Source organism: Hoeflea sp. (genome assembly GCF_984452065.1).
Genome location: NZ_CFHWAF010000045.1, coordinates 1 through 24,149, shown reverse-complemented (window position 1 = coordinate 24,149; position 24,149 = coordinate 1). Strand labels below are relative to the sequence as shown.

At 58.7% G+C, this 24,149-nt stretch carries 21 protein-coding genes and 1 pseudogene; 16 read left to right on the top strand and 6 right to left on the bottom strand.

Features of this window, described 5'->3' with window-relative positions; all coding sequences use genetic code 11:
- Nucleotides 1-14: 14 nt before the first annotated feature.
- The 3 genes from AC5E6N_RS10805 to gntR are packed head-to-tail and all read right to left on the bottom strand — an operon-like array spanning nucleotide 15 to nucleotide 2,866.
- The gene (locus AC5E6N_RS10805; RefSeq protein WP_491747827.1) at nucleotides 15-767 is read right to left on the bottom strand and encodes an SDR family oxidoreductase; all 753 of its coding nucleotides are present in this window, start codon (nucleotides 765-767) and stop codon (nucleotides 15-17) included.
- Nucleotides 764-1,786 (bottom strand): D-erythronate dehydrogenase, encoded by a 1,023-nt coding sequence (gene denD, locus AC5E6N_RS10800; RefSeq protein WP_491747826.1) that lies wholly within the window; start codon nucleotides 1,784-1,786, stop codon nucleotides 764-766. The genes AC5E6N_RS10805 and denD overlap by 4 nt, the downstream gene beginning before the upstream one ends.
- 42 nt (nucleotides 1,787-1,828) lie before the next feature.
- The gene (gene gntR / locus AC5E6N_RS10795; RefSeq protein WP_491747825.1) at nucleotides 1,829-2,866 is read right to left on the bottom strand and encodes an HTH-type transcriptional regulator GntR; all 1,038 of its coding nucleotides are present in this window, start codon (nucleotides 2,864-2,866) and stop codon (nucleotides 1,829-1,831) included.
- Between the two features lie 230 nt (nucleotides 2,867-3,096).
- Between gntR and AC5E6N_RS10790 the strand changes: the two genes are divergently transcribed.
- The 5 genes from AC5E6N_RS10790 to AC5E6N_RS10770 all read left to right on the top strand — a co-directional run bounded on the left by AC5E6N_RS10790 (nucleotide 3,097) and on the right by AC5E6N_RS10770 (nucleotide 8,040).
- Complete coding sequence (locus AC5E6N_RS10790) at nucleotides 3,097-3,636, top strand: TRAP transporter small permease (protein ID WP_491747824.1); 540 nt, start codon at nucleotides 3,097-3,099, stop codon at nucleotides 3,634-3,636.
- Nucleotides 3,633-4,910: a TRAP transporter large permease gene (locus AC5E6N_RS10785; protein WP_491747823.1), complete on the top strand. Its 1,278-nt coding sequence runs from the start codon at nucleotides 3,633-3,635 to the stop codon at nucleotides 4,908-4,910. The genes AC5E6N_RS10790 and AC5E6N_RS10785 overlap by 4 nt, the downstream gene beginning before the upstream one ends.
- Before the next feature lie 71 nt (nucleotides 4,911-4,981).
- Nucleotides 4,982-5,983: a DctP family TRAP transporter solute-binding subunit gene (locus AC5E6N_RS10780; protein WP_491747836.1), complete on the top strand. Its 1,002-nt coding sequence runs from the start codon at nucleotides 4,982-4,984 to the stop codon at nucleotides 5,981-5,983.
- A 66-nt stretch (nucleotides 5,984-6,049) separates the two neighbouring features.
- A complete protein-coding gene (locus AC5E6N_RS10775) occupies nucleotides 6,050-6,952 on the top strand; it encodes a DMT family transporter (protein ID WP_491747822.1) in 903 nt (300 codons plus the stop codon).
- A gap of 50 nt (nucleotides 6,953-7,002) precedes the next feature.
- The gene (locus AC5E6N_RS10770; protein WP_491747821.1) at nucleotides 7,003-8,040 is read left to right on the top strand and encodes a C-terminal binding protein; all 1,038 of its coding nucleotides are present in this window, start codon (nucleotides 7,003-7,005) and stop codon (nucleotides 8,038-8,040) included.
- A gap of 186 nt (nucleotides 8,041-8,226) precedes the next feature.
- Here AC5E6N_RS10770 and AC5E6N_RS10765 read toward each other — a convergent pair whose 3' ends face one another.
- On the bottom strand, nucleotides 8,227-9,852 hold the full coding sequence (locus AC5E6N_RS10765; RefSeq protein ID WP_491747820.1) for a GMC family oxidoreductase: 1,626 nt from the start codon (nucleotides 9,850-9,852) through the stop codon (nucleotides 8,227-8,229).
- 99 nt (nucleotides 9,853-9,951) lie between these two features.
- Between AC5E6N_RS10765 and AC5E6N_RS10760 the strand changes: the two genes are divergently transcribed.
- The 9 genes and pseudogenes from AC5E6N_RS10760 (at nucleotide 9,952) to AC5E6N_RS10720 (ending at nucleotide 19,411) form a co-directional block, all read left to right on the top strand.
- Nucleotides 9,952-10,845 carry a LysR family transcriptional regulator gene (locus tag AC5E6N_RS10760; RefSeq protein ID WP_491747819.1) on the top strand — a complete coding sequence of 298 codons (894 nt, stop codon included), beginning with the start codon at nucleotides 9,952-9,954 and terminating at the stop codon, nucleotides 10,843-10,845.
- A gap of 189 nt (nucleotides 10,846-11,034) precedes the next feature.
- On the top strand, nucleotides 11,035-12,186 hold the full coding sequence (locus AC5E6N_RS10755) for a transporter substrate-binding domain-containing protein (RefSeq protein ID WP_491747818.1): 1,152 nt from the start codon (nucleotides 11,035-11,037) through the stop codon (nucleotides 12,184-12,186).
- An 8-nt stretch (nucleotides 12,187-12,194) separates the two neighbouring features.
- Nucleotides 12,195-12,803 carry an ANTAR domain-containing response regulator gene (locus tag AC5E6N_RS10750; protein ID WP_491747817.1) on the top strand — a complete coding sequence of 203 codons (609 nt, stop codon included), beginning with the start codon at nucleotides 12,195-12,197 and terminating at the stop codon, nucleotides 12,801-12,803.
- A gap of 241 nt (nucleotides 12,804-13,044) precedes the next feature.
- On the top strand, nucleotides 13,045-14,289 hold the full coding sequence (locus AC5E6N_RS10745) for a transporter substrate-binding domain-containing protein (protein WP_491747816.1): 1,245 nt from the start codon (nucleotides 13,045-13,047) through the stop codon (nucleotides 14,287-14,289).
- Between the two features lie 80 nt (nucleotides 14,290-14,369).
- Nucleotides 14,370-15,263 (top strand): urea ABC transporter permease subunit UrtB, encoded by an 894-nt coding sequence (gene urtB / locus AC5E6N_RS10740; protein ID WP_491747835.1) that lies wholly within the window; start codon nucleotides 14,370-14,372, stop codon nucleotides 15,261-15,263.
- 1 nt (nucleotide 15,264) lies between these two features.
- Entirely contained in the window at nucleotides 15,265-16,422 is a 1,158-nt protein-coding gene (urtC, locus tag AC5E6N_RS10735) for an urea ABC transporter permease subunit UrtC (RefSeq protein WP_491747815.1), read from the top strand.
- Nucleotides 16,415-17,162 (top strand): annotated as a pseudogene (gene urtD / locus AC5E6N_RS10730) (urea ABC transporter ATP-binding protein UrtD). The gene urtC and the pseudogene urtD overlap by 8 nt, the downstream one beginning before the upstream one ends.
- Nucleotides 17,162-17,857: an urea ABC transporter ATP-binding subunit UrtE gene (urtE, locus tag AC5E6N_RS10725; RefSeq protein WP_491747814.1), complete on the top strand. Its 696-nt coding sequence runs from the start codon at nucleotides 17,162-17,164 to the stop codon at nucleotides 17,855-17,857. The pseudogene urtD and the gene urtE overlap by 1 nt, the downstream one beginning before the upstream one ends.
- 24 nt (nucleotides 17,858-17,881) lie before the next feature.
- Entirely contained in the window at nucleotides 17,882-19,411 is a 1,530-nt protein-coding gene (locus AC5E6N_RS10720; protein ID WP_491747813.1) for an amidase, read from the top strand.
- 142 nt (nucleotides 19,412-19,553) lie between these two features.
- Here AC5E6N_RS10720 and AC5E6N_RS10715 read toward each other — a convergent pair whose 3' ends face one another.
- Together AC5E6N_RS10715 and AC5E6N_RS10710 are read right to left on the bottom strand one after the other, a co-directional pair.
- Nucleotides 19,554-20,978 carry a sodium/glutamate symporter gene (locus AC5E6N_RS10715; RefSeq protein WP_491747812.1) on the bottom strand — a complete coding sequence of 475 codons (1,425 nt, stop codon included), beginning with the start codon at nucleotides 20,976-20,978 and terminating at the stop codon, nucleotides 19,554-19,556.
- A gap of 41 nt (nucleotides 20,979-21,019) precedes the next feature.
- The gene (locus AC5E6N_RS10710; RefSeq protein WP_491747811.1) at nucleotides 21,020-22,096 is read right to left on the bottom strand and encodes an NAD(P)-dependent alcohol dehydrogenase; all 1,077 of its coding nucleotides are present in this window, start codon (nucleotides 22,094-22,096) and stop codon (nucleotides 21,020-21,022) included.
- A 146-nt stretch (nucleotides 22,097-22,242) separates the two neighbouring features.
- On the opposite strand from AC5E6N_RS10710, the gene AC5E6N_RS10705 reads away from it, so the two are divergent.
- A complete protein-coding gene (locus AC5E6N_RS10705) occupies nucleotides 22,243-22,452 on the top strand; it encodes a helix-turn-helix domain-containing protein (RefSeq protein ID WP_491747810.1) in 210 nt (69 codons plus the stop codon).
- Nucleotides 22,453-22,516: 64 nt separating this feature from the next.
- Nucleotides 22,517-24,149, top strand: a 1,633-nt coding sequence (locus tag AC5E6N_RS10700) for an HAD-IC family P-type ATPase (protein ID WP_491747809.1), incomplete at its 3' end; no start/stop codon positions are given.

The window sequence follows — 24,149 nt, the reverse complement described above, 5'->3', positions numbered from 1 at the left end:
TGGACCCGGCAGATCTAGCCGCGGCCGGCAAAGGGCATCTTCAATGCCATGACATTCATCGTCAGAACGTTGGTATCGAGCGGCAGGGAAGCGATATGGGCGACCGACCGGCCGACATGCGCCGCGTCGATCACCGGCTCCCGGACGATGGATCCATCGGCCTGCAGGACGCCATCGGACATTTTTTCCGTCATATCCGTTGCCGCATTGCCGATATCGATCTGACCGACGGCGATGTTGAAGTCCCGGCCGTCCAGAGCACCGGATTTGGTCAGGCCGAGGACGGCGTGCTTCGTCGCCGTGTATGGCGCTGAATGAAGTCGCGGGGTCGTTGCCGAGATCGAGCCGTTGTTGATGATGCGGCCGCCGCGCGGCTCCTGAGCCTTCATGACGCGGAACGCCGCTGCCATGCAGTAGAACATACCCGACAGGTTCACATCGACCACCGAGCGCCAGACCGTCAGATCGAGCTCATCCATGGGTACCGGCGGGGCCACGACACCGGCATTGTTGAACAGAAGGTCGACGCGGCCCCATTGGGACACCACCTTGTCGAACAATGCAGCGACCGCCTCGGGATCGGTAACATCGGTTGGAACGATCAGGCTGGATGCGCCCGAGGGATCGGCTGCCCCGGCGGCCCGGGAAAGCGGCGCCTCACGCCGGCCGGCATAAGCGATATGCCAGCCGTCGTCGGCAAGCGCCTTGGCCACGGCACGCCCGACGCCGGTTCCGGCCCCGGTCACGATCGCGGTTTTGTTGTTCATTGGATTTGTTCCTCTTCAGCGGGAATACCGGCCGTCGGCGCCGCGACGGCACCGTCAAGCTCGTCCTCGATATGAACCTTGATGATGTCCTCAAAGCTGGTCTCGGCGGTGAAGCCGAGTGCGCGGGCGCGGCTCGCCTCATAATCCTCGCCCCATCCGCCGACGATGTCCGCAACCAGCGGATCGTGTGCCGGATGGATCAGATCCACCGCGCTTTGCCCGGCGAGCGCGCGCAGTGCCTCGATCTGCTCGGCCACGGTCGCCGAAAGGCCGGGCATGTTGAGTGCGCGCCGGTGGCCGAGCGGCGCGGTGTCCATACCCGTGGCATGAATGAAGAAGCCGGCGGCGCTGCGCGGACTTGCATGCCAGTGGCGTGTCGTGTCGGGGACCGGCAAGGCGGCCGGTTGACCGATCAGCGGCTCGCGGATGATGCCGGAGAAAAAGCTCGATGCCGCCGTATTCGGCTTGCCCGGCCGCACGCAGATTGTCGGCAGGCGCAGGGAAACGCCGTCGATCATGCCTTTACGCGAATAGTCGTTGATCAACAGTTCCGCGATCACCTTCTGCGTGCCGTAGCTTGTTCGAGGCTCCGGTGCGAAATCGTCGGGAATGCGCGCCGGGAAGGGCGGGCCGAAGATCGCCAGCGAGGACGCGAAGACAAGGCGAGGGCAGTATTCGTCATCCACATGGCGCACGGCTTCCAGCAGCGCGCGCGTGCTGTCGATATTCACCGCATAGCCTTTGTCGAAATGCATCTCCGCCTCGCCGGAAACCACGGCGGCCAGATGGATGATGACATCCGGACGCTCGGCGATCAGCTGCGCCGGCACCGCGGGATCGCCGAGATCGACCGCCCGCGCGCGCATGCGGCCATCGGACCAGTCATGCGTCTGCGGCGTGATCCTGTCGGCGAGCGAAAGCTCCGTGACCCTGCCCCCCGCGATGGTCGGGTCGGCCAGGATTGCTGCCGTGATCTTGCGGCCGACCATGCCGGCTGCTCCGATGATGAGAATGTGCACGAAACTCTCCTTGATGCGCGACCGCGCTTTCCATTGGGTGTCCTACGAGGCCGAAGCCTTGCGGGCGGTGCTTTGCCGCGCCATCACCTCGAAACCCAGATCGATGACGGCCGGATCGGGTCTTTTGCCCGCTACCGCCGAGGTGAGCATGTCCACCGCGCGGCGTCCCATCTCGTAGCGGTGGGTCCGCACGCTGGTGATCGACGGAAATGCCGAGGCTTCCATATCCAGATCGTTGAAGCCTGCGATGCCGAACTGCTGCGGAACGCGAATGCCGCGGCGCTGGCTCTCGAACAGCGCCCCGAGGGCGAGATCGCCATTGTTGCAGAAGACGGCATCAAGATCGGGTGACAGGGCGAGAAAATCCCCGAGCATCTCCGCGCCTTTGGCGATGCTGGTCGGCTCCTGTGTCGTCAGGACGCGCTCGGGTTCCTCAAGGCCCGCCCTGGCCATGGCGGCCCGGTAACCCGCCAGGCGGCGCTGCGAACGCGGGTCCATGCGCCCGCCAAGAAAACCGATCCTGCGGTAGCCTTGCGCGATCAGATGTTCGACTATTGCCGCGCCGGCGGCGGCCTGATCGATCCCGATCATCAGGTCGATCGGGTCGGGGCCGATCTCCATGATCTGAACGACGGGGCATCCCATCCCCTCAAGGATGCGCCGTCCGTCGGGGCTCTGATTATGGCCGGTGACGATCACGCCCACCGGCCTCTGGATGGCGAGCACGCGCAACAGCCCGGTCTCGCGCGCGGCAACGTAGCGGCTGGTGACGAACTGAATTTCGAAGGCCGTTTCCTCGGCGGCATCGAGCATGCCGCTCAGCACCTCGGCAAACACCCAGTTGGCGACCGATGGAATAACGACACCGATGATGTTGGAGCGGCTCGATGCCAATGCCTGCGCTGCCGGGTTGGGCACGTAGCCGAGTTCTTTCACCGCCCGTTTCACCCGATCGCGCATTTCCGGTGAAACGATCTCCGGTGTGCGCAAGGCGCGCGATGCGGTGATAGCGCTTACATTAGCGTATGAAGCGACATCCTTTAATGTTATAATTTTGTTATCTTTATATTTTTTTGCCATAGTAGGGCATCATTCTTTGCCGGAAAGAGTGATTTTTTATTGACAATGATATACGCTACCATATAATTCAAGAAAAAAGTGACAGCCCGCCAAAATTATGGCGGGGCGGCACGGGGCGTCCGTCGATGGCGGGGAGGATACTGTATCTTGTATTGGTTTCAATTCGCCATGGTCCTGGATCCGGGTATCGGTCGGTTCTCTTGCCCTGCCGTCTTCCGGGGCCTGCGTTCATGACATCCGCCGCCCGTTGGACGGTCAGGGCAATCGAGTTCATGCTGTTCTGCCTGCTGGCGGGCATGGTCGTGATGGTCTTCGGCAATGTGGTGTTGCGCTACGTGTTCAACACGGGCCTGAACTTTTCCGAGGAGATGTCGCGCTATTTCTTCGTCTGGCTGACTTTCACCGGCGCTGTTCTGGCGTTTGGCGAGCACGGTCATATCGGCGTGGAAACGCTGGTGCGGCTGTTCGGCCGGCGCGGCCGTCTGATCTGTATGGGAGCGACCAACGCGATCATCCTGTTGTGCGCCATCGTTTTCTTTCACGGCACCTGGCAGCAGCACGGGATCAACGCCTCCATGACCGCCGCGGTGGTGGGTATCTCGATGATCTGGGTTTTCGGGATCGGCTACTTCACGTCCGCCGGCATCGCCGTGATCGCGGCATGGCGGCTGGCCCGCATCCTGACGGGCCGGATGAGCGATGCCGAAATCGCTCATTTCGCGGGTGAGATCCAACCGGACGAAGCCCTGGGCCGCGAGGGCCGGATGTGACGATCGCCGTTTTCCTGGTCACGTTGTTCGGCACCCTGGCGCTTGGCGTGCCGGTGGCATTTGCGCTGATGTTCTGCGGCATCGTCCTGATGTTCTACATGGATATCTTCAACACGCAGATCGTGGCGCAACAAATGATCTCCGGCGCCAATACCTTCACGCTGCTGGCCATTCCGTTCTTCCTGCTCGCCGGCGAGCTGATGAACGCCGGCGGCCTGTCCAGGCGTATCGTCGATTTCGCCCTCTCATGTGTCGGGCACATTCGCGGCGGCCTCGGCATCGTGGCGATCTTCGCCGCCGTCATCATGGCCAGCCTGTCCGGCTCCGCGGCAGCGGATTCAGCGGCTTTGGCGGCGATCCTTATTCCCATGATGCGCGAGGCCGGTTACAACGTTCCGCGCGCGGCAGGCCTGATGGCGGCAGGCGGCGTTATCGCGCCCGTCATTCCCCCTTCCATTGCCTTCATTATTTTCGGTGTGGCCGCCAACGTGTCCATCACCGGGCTTTTCATGGGCGGCATCGTGCCGGGTCTCATGATGGCGCTCAGCCTGATGGCGATGTGGGTGTTCGTGGCGCGCAAGGAAGATGTAAAGACCCTGCCGCGCCAGCCGGTCAGCGCGCGCTTGCAGGCGTCGGTGGCCGCCATCTGGGCGCTGCTGATGCCGGTGATCATTCTCGGCGGCATCCGTTTCGGCGTGTTCACCCCCACCGAGGCGGCGGTCATCGCCGCCGTCTACGCCATGCTGGTGGGCCTGTTCATCTACGGCGAGCTGAAGGTCACCCTTCTTTACCGCGTGTTCGTCAACGCCGCCAAAACCACATCGGTCGTCCTCTTCCTGGTCGCCTCGGCGCTGGTGACGTCCTGGCTGATCACCCGGGCGAACATTCCCGCCGAGGTGGGCGACCTGATCCAGCCCCTGATCGACCGTCCGCAGCTCCTGATGCTGGTGATCGTTCTTCTGGTTCTGGTGGTCGGCACGGTGCTTGATCTTGCGCCGACCATCCTGATCCTCTCACCCGTCTTGATGCCAATGGTGCGCGAAGCGGGCATCGATCCGGTCTATTTCGGCGTCATCTTCGTTATGACGACCTGTATCGGGCTGATTTCGCCGCCGGTCGGCGTTGTGCTGAACGTGGTCAGCGGCGTGTCGCGCGTGCCGCTCGGCCAGGTGATTGTCGGCGTCGCGCCATTCCTTTTCGCGCAGGTCGCGGTTCTGGCGCTGCTGATCGCCTTCCCGCAGATCGTGCTGGTGCCGCTGGATTTCCTGAGATGAGGCGAGCGGGCAGCCGAAGCAACCAACCCAATGTCCGCACACAACCCCTACGGAGGAAAGACGACATGAAAATCACGAATCTCCTTGCAATGACGACGATCTTGTCGCTTGGTATGGCTATCCCTTCTCTTGCCGAAATTTCCAAACGCACCATCGTCGTATCGAACGGCGTTTCGGAGACTCATCCGGTTGCCGATGGTGTCGACGCAATGCGTGCCTGCATGACCGAGCGGACCGACGGCGCCTGGACACTGAATGCTTTCTGGTCATCTTCGCTGGGTGACGACCTTCAGGCCACGCAGGCGCTGCGGTCCGGAACCCAGGAGATGGTGATCACGTCCACGTCGCCGCTGGTCGGCCTGGAGCCGGCCCTTGGCGTTTTTGACCTGCCGTTCCTTTTCGCCAACGCCGAAGAAGCCGATGCCATTCTCGACGGCGAGTTCGGACAAATGATCAGCGACAAGCTTGAAGAATCGGACGTGGTCAACCTTGCCTATTGGGAAAACGGCTTCCGTAATCTCACCAATTCGCTCCGCCCGGTGAAAAGCCTTGACGACTTCGAAGGCATGCGCGTGCGCGTCATGCAGAACAACATCTTCCTGGACACCTTCCAGACGCTTGGCACCAATGCCACCCCGATGGCGTTCGGCGAGGTCTTCACCGCGCTTGAAACCGGGGCCATTGACGCACAGGAAAATCCCTTCGTGACGATCGAGACCTCACAGTTCTACCAGGTGCAGAATTTCGTGTCGGCCACACGCCACGCCTACACACCGTTCATGCTGCTTTTCTCCGGACCGATCTTCGGGACATATTCGCCGGAAGAGCAGCAGATCCTGTTCGACTGCGCCGTGATCGGACGTGACGCGCAACGTGTCGCAAGCCGCAACCTGTCGAACCAGTCGCTCGCCAATATCCAGGAAAACGGCATGCGCTACAACGAGCTGGATGAGGCTGAGATGCAGCGTATCCGGGATGCCGTGGCACCGGTCTACGACCGCCATGCCGAGACCATTGGCGTCGATGTCGTCGACGGCATTCGCGGCGCATTGGCCGATCTGCGGGGCAACTGAGCGGCGCGATCAATTCTATGAGGCCGGGCCGGCAACGGCCCCGCCCGTTTTTCCCTTGAGAGCCCCATGACGCCTATGGCACATGTCGCCGGTTCGTTTCGCCGTGCTGGTCCGGCCGGCCTTGGCGTTGCCCTGATGCTCCTTGGGATGCTGCTTTTCGCGCTCAACGATGCCCTCGGCAAATGGCTTGTCGCCACCTATGCCGTCGGCCAGGTGCTTCTTGTGCGCAGCGCCACGGGTCTTGTGATCGTCGTGCCCCTGGTGCTGCGCCGCGGTGTTTCGGCGCTGTGGCGGGTGGAAAAATCCGGTCTTCAGTTTCTGCGTGTCGCACTCGCCACCGCCGAAGTCTTTTGCTTCTACTGGGCGGTGCGGTTCCTGCCGCTTGCCGATGTCATGACTTTTTGGCTGGCTGCACCGATCTGTGTCGCTGGCCTGTCGCCATTCCTTCTCGGCGAAAGGGTCGGCCGGCGTCGCTGGCTTGCCATCATTGCCGGTTTTTGCGGGGTCGTGATCGCGCTTGCGCCGGCCGGCGATCTGAACCTCGGCGCAACACTGGTCTCTATTTTGGGCATGTTGTGTTTCGCGCTGATGCTGATCACAGGACGGGCGTTGCGCGGCACGCCCGATATCACGCTTGTGGTCTGGCAGATGACAGGCGCCCTGTTGGTCGGGCTGGCGCTCGCACCGATCGGCTGGGTGCCGCCGGACATAACGGACTTTGCGCTTTTGTGCGCGCTTGGCGCGGTCGCGATGCTTGCCCATGTGTGCATCAGTCGGGCGTTGAAGCTGGTCGACGCGGCTGTGGCGGCGCCGTTCCAGTACACGCTGCTGCCTTGGGCCATCCTTTTAGGCTGGCTGTTCTTCGGCGATGTGCCTCGGGCGGACATGTTGTTGGGCGGCGCCATCATCGTGTCCGCGGGGCTCTACATTTTCATGCGCGAACGCCGGCTTCCCGTCGGCAACGCGTAGGTAACCGGGACGATCATTGACCACGGAAACAAGATGGAGAACTGGGCACCGTGTTTCACATTCTGACACCTGACGCACAATATTCGGACGATGCGACGGTCGAGCGGCAAATGGCCGGAGAGGACGCGCACTGGCACGTCTTCAAGGAACGCGGCGCCGGCTGGCCCGCCATTCCGGAGCAACTGATCGGCGACGCGGACGCGCTGGTGGTCTGGCACGAGACGCTCATCGACCAGCCGTTCATCGATCGCCTGCGGTGCTGCAAGGTGATCGTGCGGGCGGGCGTCGGCTTCGACCATATCGATCTGGAGGCCGCCGCCCGGGCCGCTATTCCGGTCTGCAACACGCCCGATTACGGCACCAGCGAGGTCGCCGACCATGCGCTGGCGTTGCTCCTGGCGTTGACGCGCGGTATCACCGCCTATCACGAACATCTCCGGCTCGACCCCGTCGGAAATTACGACTTCACGCGGGCACCGCTGGTGCGCCGCATTCGTGGCACCGCCATGGGCATTGTCGGACTGGGACGCATCGGGACCGCAACGGCGCTGCGGGCCAAGGCCTTCGGTATGCGGGTGATCGCCTTTGATCCATATCTGCCGTCCGGAACGGAGATCGCCGTGGGCGTGGAGCGCGTGGGGAGCCTTGAAGCCCTGCTGTCGGCCAGCGACGTGGTCAGCCTGCATGCGCCGCTGACGGCCGAGACACGCGGCATGATCGATGCGGCCGCGCTCAAGGCGATGAAGCGCAGCGCCATCCTGATCAACACCGCCCGCGGCGCTATCGTCGACACCGGTGCCCTGCTCGCCGCGCTTGCCGCCGGAGACATTGCGGGTGCGGGCATCGACGTCTTGCCGCAGGAGCCGCCACGAAGCGACGATCCGATGGCCCTGTGCTATGCGGACCTCGACCGGTCCGGCGTCAAGGATCGTCTTATCGTCACGCCGCACGCCGCCTGGTCCAGCCCGGAAAGCCAGACGGACGCGCGCCGCCTTTCGGCCGAGACAGCAATGCTCTGCTTACGTCAGGGCCGACTCCGGAACCTTGTCAACGGGGCGGAGCTGAAACGTGCCGGCTTCCGTTCTTAGCGGCAACGGGCCGGTGACGTTGGTCTTGGTCTCAGTCCCGGAGAGTTTCTTTTGCTGATGAGGTTTCCGTCTGACCGCGTTGGCTCGCGCTTGTGGCGGGGGTGACACCACGGCGCGCAACCCGCCTTGTCACTGGCCAAAATCGCCGCGTTCAATTGATTCCATTTGAACAAGGCACGCTCTGGTTTACCGGTTGTCCTGCAAAACCATTTCACTGCCTTTCATCGCGATCATTGCGGTCGGAGTGTTGGTGTTGCCGGACGTGATCGTTGGCATGATGGAGGCATCGATCACTCTAAGCCCATCCAATCCGTGTATCCTCAACCTTTCATCGACGACGGCATTGCGATCGGACGCGCGTCCCATTTTTGCAGTGCCGACAGGATGGAAGATTGTCGTTCCAATATCGCCCGCAGCCCTGACCAACTCCTCATCGCCGTTGCCGACAGACGGGCCAGGAAGGTACTCTTCGGGTTCAAAGGGACTGAGTGCTTCTTGCTTCATCAGGCGCCGTGTGACGCGAATTGCGTCACATGCCACCTGCTGGTCCTCTTGTGTCGATAGGTAGTTCGGCGCGATTTCCGGCTTGGAATGAATATCGCCGTCCAAAACCCGAACATGCCCACGGGAAGAGGGCCGCAGATTACACGCACTGACCGTGATGGCCGGAAAATCGTGCAATGGATCGCCGAATTTGTCGAGCGACAAGGGCTGGACATGAAACTCCAGGTTTGCACGGGAATGGTTGCTCGAAGAGCGTGTGAAAATTCCAAGCTGGGAGGGTGCCATCGTCAATGGCCCTCGCCTGAACAGGGCGTATTCGGCCCCCATGAGGATACGCTTGAAATAGTTGTGATAGGTCTCATTCAGCGTCTTGGCATGTCTGACCTTGTAGATGGCTCTCTGCTGAAGATGGTCTTGAAGATTTCGGCCGACGCCCTCAAGAGGATGCGTCACAGGCGTGCCGATATCCTTGAGCCATTGCGTGGGACCGATTCCCGAACGTTGCAAGATCTGGACCGATCCTATGGAGCCGGAGGAAAGTATGATCTCGCCTTTCGTGCGGACAAAGCATGTCTCGCCGCCACGCCGGAACGTAAGGCCGACCGCCCTTTTATCCTCAACTATCACCTGATCGACCAGAGCGTCGGTCACAAGGCGTAAATTGGGGCGGTTCAGAACCGGTTTGAGAAAACCGCGTGCGGAGGACCATCTTCGACCCCGTTTCTGATTGACGTGGAAATAGCAGCTGCCTTCGTTGTCACCGGTGTTAAAATCCGCGATCTTTCGTATGCCCATCTGCTCTGCGGCGTCGGCAACCACGTCCAGGATTTGCCAGGAAACGCGCGCGGGCTCGACACGCCAGCCTCCACCGCTCCCGTGGTGTTCGGATGGTGCCATGAAATGGTCTTCGAGATTTATGAAATGCGGCAGGATGTCATCCCACGCCCACCCGACCAATCCGTCCTGCCGCCAGCCGTCATAGTCGGCAGCCTGCCCACGCATGGCGATCATTGCGTTGATTGCTGACGATCCTCCTATCACCTTGCCCCGGGGATAGGCCAGGCGGCGGCCATTCAGTCCGGCTTCACTGACGGTATCGAACATCCAATCGGATCGTGGATTGCCTATGGCAAACAGATAGCCGATGGGGATGTGGAACCATATCCAGTTGTCACGTCCACCGGCCTCCAGAACCAGAACGCGGTGATTCGGATTTTCAGAAAGCTTGTTGCCCAGGATACAGCCGGCCGTGCCCGCGCCGACAACGATAAAATCGTATTCGCCTTCAAAACTTGCCTGGTCTGTCAAAGGTCTTGCCCGCTCAGTTTTGTTCCTGACGAGCCACTCGTATGTGATGGTTTCCGGGTATACAATATGCGCAAGTGCAACATAGTTGGGCGAAAATACATGCAGGAACCGGAATGGGACGATGTCAGATTATTTTTGGGGATTGCCAGAACCGGCTCTTTGACCGCGGCGTCCAGGACGCTGGGTATGGATCATACGACTCTGTCCAGACGCCTGAACAAACTTGAAAAAAGGCTTGGCCTGAAGCTGTTTGAGAGAGCAGGGCGGCGCCTCAAGATCAACAGTTCCGGCCTGCGCCTGCAAAAGACGGCAGAGCGCATGGAAGCAAGCCTGATCAACGATATGTCAGCGTTGCAGACAGCCTTGAATGCCGAGTCGGGCGTCGTTCGAATTGGCGCGCCTGAAGGTTTGGGCATCGGGTATCTGGCTGAGCGGGTGGGCCAGATTTCCGATCGCTATCCGGGTATCGAAATCGAGCTTGTCGCCTTGCCGCAGCGATATTCGCTGGCGGCTCGTGAAGCAGACATCGTTATTACCCTGGATCGGCCGACAACAGGCAACCTGGTGGTTCGCAAACTGACGGACTACAAACTGGGGTTCTTTGCCAGTCGGGACTACGTCGAACGCCACACCGAGCCAGATTGTATTCCTGAACTGCAGAACCACCGCATCTGCGGTTACATCCAGTCGCTTCTTCACACCGGGGAGCTTGACTATCTCCAGTTCGGCGATGCGCGTTTGACGGCTCAACTGCGCAGCACAAGTATCATCGCCCAACGCGACATGATTCTTGCCGGATACGGGATCGGTGTCTTGCCGTTTTTTGTTGCAGCGGAATTCGCAGACCGGCTCAAGGCGGTTGTCCAAGACCAGATTCTCGTCCGGAGCTATTGGATGACGATCCATGAAGATTTCAAGGAAATGGGGCGCATTCGGCTGGTTGCCGAGTTAATCCATAATGTGGTCAAGCAAGACAAACGACTATTCGGATGATAGAGCCAACCGGTTGCAAATGAGCCGAGGCAGAAACCCCATCTTGCATGACAGCGATGTGCTTCCCTGCCGACGACTTGCCTTTTTCGAGCAGCGGTGACATCCTTTTACGGAGCACTGTCAGTGCGTTCATCCTTAGAGCAGGGAGGCTCTCGACCCTTAACGGGGTGAGGGCCTTTTTTTGGTGAATTGATGAAACCGGATAAATGGCGAGTTGGTGTCCTGTTCTCCGAAACCGGAGTCACGCGCGCAATTGAGCGTACACAACAAGCGGCAACTCTTTTGGCAATAGAGGAAATCAACAGAGCCGGTGGTGTGCTCGGTCGACCGATCGAGCCCGTGGTTTATGATCCGTGCTCAACACCCTCGATCTATCAAAAACTCGCCTTGAGATTGTGTGATGAAGATCGTGTCAATGTGGTTTTCGGATGCCACATGTCGAGTACGCGGAAAGCGACCCTGCCGACGATCGAGAATCGCGGCGCATTGCTGTTCTATCCGACACTGTATGAGGGTTTCGAATACTCCAGAAACTGCGTTTACACCGGTGCCGCGCCCAATCAGAATTCTGTGCAGCTTGTCGATTACCTGTCCAGGAATTACGGCAAACGTGTCTTTATCGTCGGGTCAAACTACATCTATCCGCGCGAATCCAACCGCATCATTGCAGAGCTGTTTCTCAAGATCGGGGGCGAGGTTCTTGACGAGATTTATGTTCCGCTCGACTTGAACGTCCTTCATATCGAAAAGATCATTCAGCGCATTCGCTCAACGCAACCCGATGTGATTTATTCGACGGTGGTCGGCGAGGGCATAGTGCCGTTCTTCCAGGCTTACAAGAAAGCCGGTTTTGACGCGCGGAAAATGCCCATTGCCAGCCAGTCGACAAGCGAAGCCGATTTCGCACTGATGCCGCCCGAGGTTGCCGCCGGACATGTTACGGCATCGCCGTTTTTTGACACATTGGATCTTCCCGAGGCCCGAAGGTTCGTTTCGATCCTGCGGGAGAACTTTGGACCAGGCATCACGGCGACCGCGCCGGCAGAGGCGGCCTATTTCCAGGTTCATCTGTATGCAGCCGCCTTGGCGGAAGCGGGCAGTGACAGGCTAGGCGATATTCTGCCGGCTTTGGGGCAGGTTCAATACAACGCGCCACAGGGTCCGGTCAGTATCGATGCGGAAACGCACCATACCCATCTGTGGCCGCGCGTTGCCAAACTTAATGACCGGGGAAAATACGAAATTGTGTATGAACCTGATAAGTCGGTAGAGCCCGACCCATTCATGACGCGTCACGGGTTGGAGCCCGCTCAACTGGATCACAAGATCAAGAGCGGGTGACATCCACAATGTCTTTCACAAGTCTTCACGACCTCAGAAATCTCAAAGTGCAGGTCTTGCATCCTGACAATTCTGAGGGAGAGTTTCTGCTGGATCACCTCAAGCGGATCGGTTGCAACGCAACGATGGAATGGCCAATTCCCGAAAGGCCGTCAAAAGATGCTGACGTCGTGTTCCTGGCGATAGAAGACGATGCAAGAGATGAAATCAAAACATTCGTCTCAGGTCTGGGGTCCCACGGCCCCACAATACTGGCGATTGTAAGCTACGAAAACCCGACAGCGCTGCAGATGGTGTTGGAGAGCGGAGCCATGGCCGTTATCGAACGGCCCATTAAGCCGTTCGGATTACTGACCAATCTCGCGATCGCCCGTAATACCTGGCAAGTTCAGCAAACCATGCAAAGGGATCTGCGAAAATTCAAGCGCAAGGTCAGGGGTGACAAGCAGCTGAACCGTGCAAAACTGATCCTGATGGCGCAGAACGCGGTATCGGAATCCGAGGCGCATGAGGATATACGCAAGATGGCCATGGCACAGCAATTAAGCATGGAAGAGGTTGCCGAAGCCATCATCACATCAGAGGGGAACTTGCCAGAACTCCTAAAGCGTGGTTAGTTAAAGACATACACATTTGCCGGTCCCCTCGATCCGAGGCCATCGGCAGATGAGCGCGCAAGGCTTTTTTGTGACGCTAGCACGGCAAGGTGGCCCGCATGCTTGAACTGGCATGGCGGGCTTTTTGTTGTCGCTCCGGCAGTGCGGCCGGCATATCCGAAAATAAAAAAATACCTGACGCCTGGCTGTCCGCCCTGGACCGGTCAATACGCGTCTTCGCTCAACCAGAGAGGAACAATTCATGACACTGAACCGACGAGACCTACTGAAATCCGCCGCGGCAGCTTCAGCGTTGCTAGCAACTCCGGCACTTATCGGTCGGGCACTGGCCGCAGATACGATCAAGGTCGGAGCGCTTTACTCGCAGACCGGCGGTTTGTCAGTCGTCGAGAAATTGTTGGCAAATGCTGTTCAGTTGGCTGTTGATGAGATCAATGCCGATGGCGGGGTGCTCGGCCAGCAGGTCGAAGTCGTTGTCGAAGATGGCGCATCGGACCCGAAAACCTTCAATGAAAAGGCTTCGAAGTTGATCTTGCGCGACAGGATATCCAACATATTCGGCTGTCACACCTCGGCCAGCCGTAAAGCTGTTCTGCCGATATTCGAGCGGCGCAATGCAATGCTCTACTATCAAACGCACTATGAAGGGTTCGAATGCTCTCGCAATGTGCTTTATACAGGCGCAGTTCCCAATCAACAGCTCGGCAATTTGATCCCTTGGCTGGTGAACGAGCACGGCCGCAAGAAGATCTTCATTGTCGGCTCGAACTACGTTTATCCCAAAGAGATGGCCAAGGTTACAAAAAAGCTTCTGGCCGATAATGGCGCAGAATGGGTGGCCGACGAGTATCTCGAACTCGGGCATTCGGAATGGGCGGCAATGGTCAAGAAGATCAAGGATTCCGGTTGCGATGCCATCGTGTCAAATGTCGTAGGCGACTCCATCATCGCCTTCTATCGGGAATTCAAGAACCAGGGTATTTCGCAGGACGATATTCCGATTTGCGCGACCGTTACCGGCGAAATTGAGATTCAGGCAATGGGCCCTGAATTTGCCGCAGGCAGTTACACGTCGGTTCCATACTTCCAGTCAATCGACACTGACGCCAATCGCGCCTTCATTGCGAACTTCCGCAACAAGGTCAACGATCCCAACGTCGTTACATATCACTCGCTGGAAGCCGCTTACTTCCAGGTCTTCATCTGGAAGCAGGCGGTCGAAGCGGCCGGAACCCTGGACATTGACACGGTCCGCGAAAAACTCGGCGGGCAGGCTTATGACGCTCCGGGAGGGAGGGTGACGATAGATGGCGACAATCTGCATGCGGCGCTCACACCCCGGATCGGCCAGTGGCAGGAAGACGGGCAAAGCAAAATCATCGCCGCGGCAGAGGGTAACATCAAGCCGCTGCCTTATTCCGCTTATGGCGAAACGAACGATAATCTGATCTGCACGCCCCAAGGCCTGTTGAAAGAGAAGCTCTAAGGCAGAACTAAACGAGAGATCGGCGCTGCGGACAGCGAACGTCCCGGCGCCGATCGGTGCTTGTGTTTGGGGATAGGTGCGTGACCGAAGTCATATTCATAGGTCTCAGTCTGAGTTCGATCCTGTTGCTGATCGCACTCGGTTTGGCGATTACTTACGGGGCCATGGGAGTCATCAATATGGCTCATGGCGATATGGTCATGATCGGCGCCTATGTGACGGTCATGTCGAGCATCTGGCTCAACCTCAACTTTTTTGCCGCAATCCCCATCGCTTTTGTCGTGACCGCCTTGATCGGATTGGTGATCGAGCGTCTTGTCGTCAGACGCCTTTACGGTCGTCTCCTCGATACGCTCCTGGCCACCTGGGGCATCTCCATATTGCTCCAGCAGTCGATCCGTTTGGAGTTTGGCCTTTCCTTTTTCGGCTACAACATCGAAGGTTTAGGCCCTGGTCTGCAGAATGTTTCCGTCCCGGCGATGTTACAGGGAACCATTAACCTCGCAGGTACGGAGTTGAACGGCTATCGCGTGTTCATTATCGTCGTCACCGCAATTCTCACCCTGGCCACATGGGCAATCCTTTATCGAACGTCGTTTGGAGTGCAGGTCAGAGCGATCATCAGCAATCCGCAAATGGCCGCAGCCTGCGGAATTGACGTCAAACGCGTGAACGCACTCACATTTGCGTTTGGATCAGGCCTCGCGGGAGTGGCCGGCGTCATGATGTCCGGCTTCAAGACCGTATTTCCCGATATGGGAAGCACCTTGGTGGTGGATGGATTCCTGGTCGTCGTAACGGGGGGTGTCGGCAGTATCTTCGGCACTGTTCTGTCGGCCGGTCTGCTCGGCGAAATCAACGCGCTTGTCGCGCTCTTCAGCAACGACATCATTGCCCGCGCAGTGGTGTTTGCGGTGGTCATCGCAGTAATCGTCCTCAGGCCCAACGGCCTGTTTTCCTTCAAGGGGCGCTGAGATGACTTCAAGGCGGAAGATACAGCTCGCTGCATACGGCCTTTTTATTCTGTCACTTTTTGTCGTTCCCTATTTCATGGATGATTTTGGACTCAATCGGGCCTCCAAATATCTGGTCTATGGAATGCTCGGTCTCTCAATCGCATTGACCTGGGGTTACGCCGGTGTGCTGAATCTCGGTCAGGGGCTCTTCTTCGGACTTGGGGCCTACATGATGGCGATGTCCTTGAAGCTGATGAGCCCCACCAGCCTCCAACAGGGCTCGGACAAACCGATACCGGATTTCATGTTCTGGAACGCGGAGCCCAACGCACCGATTGAGCTTTGCTGTATCAGCCCGGGCTCCTATCTGTGGATCCCCTTCCAATCGCTTTGGTTCGGCGTTGCCATGGGCATCGTGGCCCCTGTCGTGGTCGCCGGGCTGCTCGGAGCGATTGTTTTCAAGAAGCGGATATCCGGTGTGTTTGTTTCGATTATCACACTCGCATTGGTCTTGTTGGTGCGGCTCATCGTGATTGACGCTCAGCCGGTTACCAACGGCTTCAACGGCCTCACCGATCTCGGCTTCCTCACGATCTTCGGCTATGAGTTCGACCCCTACAGCCGCCAGATGTACTATCTGGTCGCGGTATCATTGTCGCTTGTATTGATCGCCGGGCGGCTCCTGGCCGATACCCGTTCCAGTCTAATCCTTCAAGCCATTCGCGACGATCAGCAGCGCGCCCGCCATCTCGGGTTCAATGTACCCATGTACCAGACATTCTTCTTCGTCGTTTCAGCGGCAATAGCCGGATATGCCGGCATGCTCTTCGTTTTGGTGTCCGAGTTTGCATCACCGACCTTCATGGATCTTTCGTTCTCTGTAACGATGGTCGTTTGGGCGGCCGTAGGAGGACGATCCTCCCTATTGGGCGCTTGCATCGGCGCAATACTCATCAATTTCACCGAGGCCCAGGTCAGTGAAACCGAGACGCTCGTTGAAGCCTGGAAGGCGATCATCGGGCTCATTTTCGTGTTGGTTGTTTTGTTCCTCCCGAGAGGGCTCGGCGGGCTGGCCCATGATTTCGTCGATTGGCTGACCAGGTCCGGTCGCATGAACGCGAAAACGCATGATGCATCCTCGGCAAATCTGAAAAGGGAGGTGAAGCAGGATGCGTGACGCTTTGTCTCTTGATGGCGTGACCGCAAAGTTCGGAGCGTTTGTGGCGGTCGACGATGTGAAGATGTCGGTTGCTGACGGAGAGTTGCGTTGTACTTCTGGGCGCAAATGGTGCCGGAAAAACAACCCTGATGGATATGATCTCCGGCCGCATCCATTGCAGCCGGGGACGGGTTCGGATCTTCGATCGCGATATCACAAATTGGACTGAACACAAGATCGCGTTGGCCGGGGTCGGACGCAAATTCCAGATTCCAAGCGTGTTCCGCAATCTGACGGTTCAAGAGAACATCGAAGTCGCGCGATGTCACGGCCAATCGGTTTTCAGGAATTTGCGCTTCGCGATGTCCCAAAGCGACCGGGACCGTGTCGCGGAGATAATGGAACTCATAGGGCTGGACGACGTTCAGACACAACTGGCGGCCCATCTAAGTCACGGTCAAACCCAGTGGTTGGAACTCGGTATATTGGTGGCTCAGGACCCGAAGGTCGTTTTGCTGGACGAACCGACGGCGGGCATGACGCATGACGAAACCTACAAAACCGCCGAGATAATCAAGAGGCTGCGCGGTGAGCACACCATTTTGGTGATTGAACACGACATGAGCTTCGTGCGCGAAATTGCGCAAGTCATAACGGTTCTTCATCTGGGCAAAGTGATAGCGGAAGGGTCGGTTTCGGAAATCGAATCGAATGACGAAGTCCGCGCAGCTTACTTGGGATCGGCGGGAATTTCCTGATGCTCTCGATCAAAAATCTCAACAGCTTCTACGGCCGCAGTCGTGTCCTTCACGATCTCTCCCTGGAGGTCGAGAGCGGTGAGGTCACATCAATTCTCGGCCGCAACGGCGTCGGCAAGACAACGCTTCTCAAGACCCTGATGGGGCTGACCGACCGTGTCACCGGTGAAATCCATTTGGAGGGAACAGACATTGCATCCAGCGAGCCGCACCATAGAGCACGGTCGGGAATCGCTTATGTCCCCCAGGGCAGGGAAATAATTCCCGAGTTTTCGGTCAGGGAAAATATCCTTATGGGCGGCTTCGCGCGCGTTGGCACGAAGCCTCGGATTCCAGGGATTGTCTTGGAACTCTTTCCCTATCTTCGCGACAACATGGATCGCGCGGGTGGGCTTCTTTCCGGTGGCCAGCAACAGCAGCTGGCTATAGCACGCGCGCTTGCCGCCGATCCGAAACTTCTGCTGCTCGACGAGCCTAATGAAGGCATCCAGCCTTCCATCGTCGAGGAGATCGAGCAGGTCATTTTCAAGCTCAATCGGGAGTTGGGTCTTACCGTGGTTCTGGTTGAGCAGAATGTCCGGTTTGTCCGCGAGGTCTCCCACCGTTTTGCAATGATGGAGAAAGGTCAGATCGTTGCGGAAGGGGCGGCGATGCAACTTACCGATGATCTGGTGCACGAACACATGACGGTTTGAAGAACTGAGGAGAAGGATACAGGAATGGGCGAAGCAACAGATTTGGGATCACTAAGCATCCGTGACATTCGAGACGGGCTTTTCAGCGGACGTTTTACGGCGGAAGATCTGACCATTGCGGCAATCGCGCAGGTCAAACGTATGAATCCGGTGTTCAACGCCATCATTTTCGAGAATGAAGCGGCGTTGGAAACCGCAAGGGACATAGACCGGCGCATAGCCGCGGGAGAGCCGGTCGGTCCGTTGGCCGGTGTTCCCATCGTGGTCAAGGACCCCATGGACATGGAAGGGGTTCCCACCACCGCGGGCTGGAAAAGGCTCAATTCAGAATTCGGCGGCGTTGACCTGATACCGGAGCGCGACAGTCCGGTTGTTGCCCGGATGCGTGAGGCTGACGCCATCATTTTGGGCAAGACCAATGTCCCCATACTGAGCTGGACCGGTACGCACGCAAATGACAGTTGGGCAGGGCCGACCATAAACCCGGCCCATCGCGAACGCGCTCCGGGCGGCTCGAGCGCGGGAACTGCGGCCGCCATTGCCAGCCATATGGCTGTCATTGGATTGGCGGAAGAAACGGGCGGTTCAATTCAAAACCCGGCGTCAGCACAGGGCCTGGTCGGAATCAAGCCGACGATTGGCCTGGTCCCGAATGCAGGCGTGGTTCCCTTGTCCAGCAATCGGGACGTTGTCGGCCCTATTGCCCGCACCGTTGAGGATGCGGCTCATGGGCTGGGCGTGTTGGCCGGATACACGATTGAAGACCCGAAAACCCTGGCCTGCGTGGGCAGGATTCCGGCTGAAGGCTATGCGGCGAACCTGTCAAAGGACGGTCTGGAAGGCAAGCGACTGGGTCTTTATGGGCCGGGTTGGCGACCCGACAAATTGTCGCCGGAAACGGCAGAACTGTATGAGCGCGCCAGGCAGGAACTTGTCCTGGCCGGGGCCGAACTGGTCGAGGATCCCTTTGACGGAACAGACTTTGCGTCCTACCGGCAGATAACACCTGGCACGCCCTTCTTTGACGGGCGCGGTCTGGAATCGATTGCCTACGACATGACCTGCTACCTGCAGCGCTTGGGCCCCGGCGCGGCACTGAAAAACTGGGAGGAGTTTGCCCGTGCGACCCATATCGAAGAAATTACCGAAAAGGGGGCCATTCTCGGTTATCTCTATGAACTGCCTGATTTCGTCGAGGCTATAAAGTCCCCGGCCACACCGCCTGCCATGCCCGAATTCGTCGAGTTGAAGCGGCGCTATCTCGAGCTGATTGGCGAGATTTTTGACAGGTACGACCTCAATGGACTTGTTTATCCGCAAATGCTCGAAGAGCTTCCGGAGCTTCATTCCGGCGATGCGATACGAGAGACGACTGTCGGCGAGCTGAATATTGCCGGGTTGCCGGCGGTGACTGTTCCTGCCGGCTACTATGAATCGGGTGCTCCATTCGAGTTGATCTTCCTTGGTCCGCAATGGAGTGAAGCTGCTCTTATTCGGCAGGCATACGCCTATGAGCAATCGACGTTGCATCGGCGGGAGGCGGATTTGATCTGATTGCGCGGCAACGGTTGAACTCCAGACTGACCCACCGATCGGAAATTCAAAAAAAAGACAATGCGTGGCGAGGAAACTCAATTGCTTGGTTTTTTGAGTGAAAGACCGAAATGGTCCGGTATCGCTTGCCGCACCGCTGAACTCAGCGCGCCTGAGATTGGTGTGCGGCGGGGGCGATAACAAGCAATCCGAACATCAGCCAGGCAATCATCAGCCCTGCGGTCACCGCAAGCATTGCGGGCGCGCCAAACTGAGCGACGAGCGGCAGGGCACTCGCGGTAAAAAGGCCGCCGCCGACAATCGGCTCGAACAGCAACTGCTTGTAACCGAAACTCTCAAGGCCACCGGAACGGTTGGCCGGATCTGTCATTCGAAAAAGCAGCATACCGGTCACCGTCATGCCCATGGACTGGCCGAAGTTGGGGATGCCGTTTTCGAACCAGCAGTTGGGGATTAGCCGGGGCGCGAGGAACAAAAAACCCGTGACGTTCCACGCAATACCGGCAACTGCAAGGAGCAAGAAAGGCACCAGATGTTCTCCGATAACCGTGAGGGACAAGGTCGCAAGGGCAGCGACAATGATGACATCCAGCGCTGTACCGGCGATACGATTTATCAGATGGCGGTCGACGACATGACGGCCCCACCAACGGGTAACCACGATTTGCACGCATACGCCGCCGATCATGGCGAAAGGGAAGACAGGGACATGCTCCATCAACTCCACACCCCACAGGCGCCCCCACGTCATGCTCTCGACGGCAATCAGGATCTGCAGACCTGACCACCCGAGAAAAATCGCGATGCCTATCAGCCCGAGGTGCAGTGAAAGAGGGTCAATCGGGTGGTCATCATCCTCGCGATGACCTTCAGCAGACTGATTTTCCATGAGTGCCGCCATGTCCTCCGGAACAGCCTCAGCGTCAAGCGGCGTGGCCCTGGTATGGAGGCGGTTGGTCCTTGCTGCCCAGTTGATCAGGATCGTGCCGGTTACGATGGCCGAAACGAGGCCGACGGTTGCCAGTCCGAGAGCCAGATCGGCGCCCTCGCGAAAGCCCATCTCCTCAAAGACGGGGATCAATCCGGCCGCCGTGCCGTGTCCTCCCTCAAAGCCGATTTCAATCAGCGCACCGGCCATGGGATTGATGCCGAAAACCGGGCCCAGGATGAAGATCGCAAGGAGAAAGCCGATAACATACTGACCCCAGGCGATCGTCTGACCATAGGTGACGACCGGCGCCGCGCGTCGCCAGATGGCGCGCATTCCGGGGATGATTTTTCCAAGAAACAGCGAGGCGAAGACGACGTTGATCAGTATCCCGGGCAAGCTGTGCCAGATCTCCCTGATGTGTGCCGGGATCAAGCCCTGCGACAACGGACCGTCGGGGCCGTACGCCAGGCGCGTCAGCGCACCCAGCGTATCGGGCCCGACGGCAAGAGCAGCAAGACCCGCAATGACCGAGCCCGGGAGAAACAGGTAGGACAACAGCGTCGACGTTCGCCGAATGTAATTGGCGGCGACCAGCAACACCCATATCAGTGCCAGGCTGAGAAAAACCTGTTCCATGTCAATTGGCTCAATCATCATGAACCGGGTCCGCAATCGCCCTATGGCGTTATGGCGACCTTGAGCACGCCGTCCCGCTGGTTCGCAAAAAGCTCGTAAGCCTCTTCGATCTGGTCAAGCGCAAAATGGTGGGTGACCAGTGGCGTCAGATCGACACGATCGGATTCGATGACATTCATCAATCGGCGCATGCGTTCCTTGCCGCCGGGGCACAGCGATGTGACGATCTTGTTGTCACCCAGTCCTGCATGAAAGGCAGCGAGCGGGATAGAAAGGTCCTCGGCATAGACACCGAGGCTTGACAGGGTTCCGCCGGGCTTCAGCACCCTGAGGCAGCTCTCGAACGTCGATTGCAACCCAAGTGCCTCGATCGCCACGTCGACGCCACGGCCATTCGTGACCCGCATGATTTCTTCAACCGGATCGACCTTGTTGAAGTCGATCACCATATCGGCTCCGACACACCTGGCCATTTCGATCCGTTCGGGAACCGTGTCCACGGCAATGATCATCGAGGCGCCGCGCAGCCTGGCGCCGGCGGTTGCGCAAAGCCCGATCGGACCTTGGGCGAACACCGCGACGGTATCGCCTATCTTGATATTGCCCGCCTCGGCCCCGGCAAAACCCGTCGACATGATATCAGGGCACATCAGCACCTGCTCGTCGGTCAGACCATCCGGCACCGGCGCCAGATTTGCCATCGCGTCCGGCACCCGAAGAAACTCCGCCTGGGCGCCGTCGATGGTGTTGCCGAACCGCCAGCCACCCATCGGCTTCAGGCCATGCGCGGCACTCTGGCCGTCCTGGGCACAAAGTCCGTCAAGGCACGCATTCGAATATCCGCTGGGACAGATGGCGCCTGCAATGACCCTTTGACCCTCACTGTATCCATGCACATTGGCACCGAGTTTTTCGATCACCCCCACCGGCTCATGCCCCACGGTGAGTCCCTTGGCGACGGGATATTCACCCTTGAGAATATGAACGTCGGTTCCGCAAATCGTCGTGGTCGTGAGGCGAATAAGGGCATCGTTCGAACCAATGTCCGGTACGGGTTTGTCCTCCAGAACAATTCTTCCCGGTTCAGCGAAAACGGCTGCTTTCATCATTTCGGCCATGGTCGGGGTCTCTCCTTCGCTGAGAAATCACGTTTCCCCGTCATGGTAGCTGAACTTTGTTCAATCTTCTTGATCTGTGTCAACTTTTGCTCGTATGATTTCAGCGATACTGACCAACGTTGACCGATGCACAGGTAAACTCAACAATGCTGAGTAAACCTTTTAAAACGACCCACGATATTGCGGAGCTTCTGAAGGTGAATGAAGCGACAGTCAGAGCCTGGATTCATGACGGAGAATTGAGAGCGATCAGACTTGGCCGTGAATTCCGAGTGGCCGTCAATGATCTGGAAGCGTTCGTCAACGCACACGCGACCCGATCGGCAGCGACAGATTCGGACAAGGAAAACCCGTGACTGCCTCCCTGCTCAGACAGGTTTGAAATTCCCCTGATCTCAGCGTTCTACGAGGAAAAGTGTGATGGCGATTGTTCAGCCGAACGATTTGGCTCGCCCGGATGGCAGTCAACCCTGGCATGCGGTCTCTGCGGATGACGCCATGGCGGCCCGCAACGGTGCTCCGGACGGGCTGAGCGACCGGGAGGCTTCGGAACGCCTCGAACAGTTTGGGCACAACCGGCTGCCACAACCGAAGGCACGCGGCGCCCTGGTCCGGTTTCTGGCACAATTCAACAATTTGCTGATTTACGTCCTGCTCGGCGCGGCTGCGCTTACAGCGGCACTCGGACACTGGGTCGACACGATCGTCATCCTGGCGGTCGCGGTCGTCAACGCCGCGATTGGTTTCATACAGGAAGGCAAGGCGGAAAAGGCGCTGCAGGCCATCAAGCAGATGCTGTCTCCGCACGCAACGGTTCTGCGCAACGCCAATCGAAAGTCGGTCCCGGCCGAAGACCTGGTGTGCGGCGATCTTGTTCTTCTGGAACCGGGTGACAAGGTGCCGGCGGACATTCGCCTGACGCAGGTAAGGGGTTTGCGGACGCAGGAAGCGGCCATAACCGGCGAATCCGTACCCGTCGACAAATCGGTTGAACCGGTCTCCCGCGATGCGCCGCTGGGCGACCGCACCTGCATGGCCTATGCCGGAACGCTTGTGGCCGCAGGACAGGGCCAGGGGATCATCGTTGAAACCGGAGCATCCATGGAGATCGGGCGCATCAGCGGCATGCTGACGGAAGTCCAGGAACTGGTCACGCCGCTGCTGCGCCAGATGAACGTCTTTGCCCGCTGGCTCACGGTGGCCATCCTCATATTCGCCGGCTTCGTTTTTGCGTTCGGAATTATGCTGCGTGGCTTCGCGCCGGCCGACATGTTCATGGTGGTGGTCGGTCTTGCCGTGGCGGCAATCCCCGAGGGTCTGCCGGCCATCCTCACGGTCACGCTCGCCATCGGCGTCCAGCGCATGGCTGCCCGCAACGCCATTACCCGGCGTTTGCCGGCTGTCGACACACTCGGTTCGGTTTCGATCATCTGCTCTGACAAGACCGGTACGCTGACGCGCAACGAAATGACGGTCGGCTCGGTCGCTACCGGGACCCATATGTTCGAAGTCAGCGGTGTCGGCTACGGGCCGCGGGGCGGGTTCAGCCTTGCCGGCGAGCAGGTCCGCCCGGAGCACCGGCCGAAGCTCATGGAGCTCACACGCGCCGCGGCGTTGTGCAACGATTCAGCCCTTGAGGACAAGGCCGGACACTGGATCGTCGAAGGTGATCCGATGGAGGGGGCACTGCTGACCGCAGCGATCAAGGCAGGTCTGGATCCGGCCGCCGAATCCCGGATGTTTCCGCGGACCGACGCCATCCCTTTCGACGCGGCTCACCGCTTCATGGCAACGCTGCACCAAGGCCAGTCGGACGAGCGTTTCATTTATCTGAAAGGCGCGCCCGAGCAAATCATCGAAATGTGTACCCGCCAACGCGATGGCGACGACGATCAGCCGATCGATCCGGATTACTGGAACGCCAGAACCGAAGAGATGGCGATGCGGGGGCAGCGCGTGCTGGCTGTTGCCACAAAGGAAACGAAACAGGCAAAACTCTGCTTTTCCGAGGTAGCGGACGGCCTGACGCTTCTCGGGCTTTTCGGCCTCATCG

Excerpts from the sequence above, each read along its gene's own strand:
- AC5E6N_RS10705 (WP_491747810.1), top strand. The coding sequence starts at position 22,243 with ATGCTGAGTAAACCTTTTAAAACGACCCACGATATTGCGGAGCTTCTG.
- AC5E6N_RS10750 (WP_491747817.1), top strand. The coding sequence starts at position 12,195 with ATGTCTTTCACAAGTCTTCACGACCTCAGAAATCTCAAAGTGCAGGTC.
- gntR (WP_491747825.1), bottom strand. The coding sequence starts at position 2,866 with ATGGCAAAAAAATATAAAGATAACAAAATTATAACATTAAAGGATGTC.
- AC5E6N_RS10775 (WP_491747822.1), top strand. The coding sequence starts at position 6,050 with ATGACGCCTATGGCACATGTCGCCGGTTCGTTTCGCCGTGCTGGTCCG.
- AC5E6N_RS10805 (WP_491747827.1), bottom strand. The coding sequence starts at position 767 with ATGAACAACAAAACCGCGATCGTGACCGGGGCCGGAACCGGCGTCGGG.
- AC5E6N_RS10745 (WP_491747816.1), top strand. The coding sequence starts at position 13,045 with ATGACACTGAACCGACGAGACCTACTGAAATCCGCCGCGGCAGCTTCA.
- AC5E6N_RS10715 (WP_491747812.1), bottom strand. The coding sequence starts at position 20,978 with ATGGAACAGGTTTTTCTCAGCCTGGCACTGATATGGGTGTTGCTGGTC.
- urtC (WP_491747815.1), top strand. The coding sequence starts at position 15,265 with ATGACTTCAAGGCGGAAGATACAGCTCGCTGCATACGGCCTTTTTATT.
- AC5E6N_RS10760 (WP_491747819.1), top strand. The coding sequence starts at position 9,952 with ATGCAGGAACCGGAATGGGACGATGTCAGATTATTTTTGGGGATTGCC.
- urtE (WP_491747814.1), top strand. The coding sequence starts at position 17,162 with ATGCTCTCGATCAAAAATCTCAACAGCTTCTACGGCCGCAGTCGTGTC.
- AC5E6N_RS10710 (WP_491747811.1), bottom strand. The coding sequence starts at position 22,096 with ATGGCCGAAATGATGAAAGCAGCCGTTTTCGCTGAACCGGGAAGAATT.
- AC5E6N_RS10790 (WP_491747824.1), top strand. The coding sequence starts at position 3,097 with ATGACATCCGCCGCCCGTTGGACGGTCAGGGCAATCGAGTTCATGCTG.
- AC5E6N_RS10720 (WP_491747813.1), top strand. The coding sequence starts at position 17,882 with ATGGGCGAAGCAACAGATTTGGGATCACTAAGCATCCGTGACATTCGA.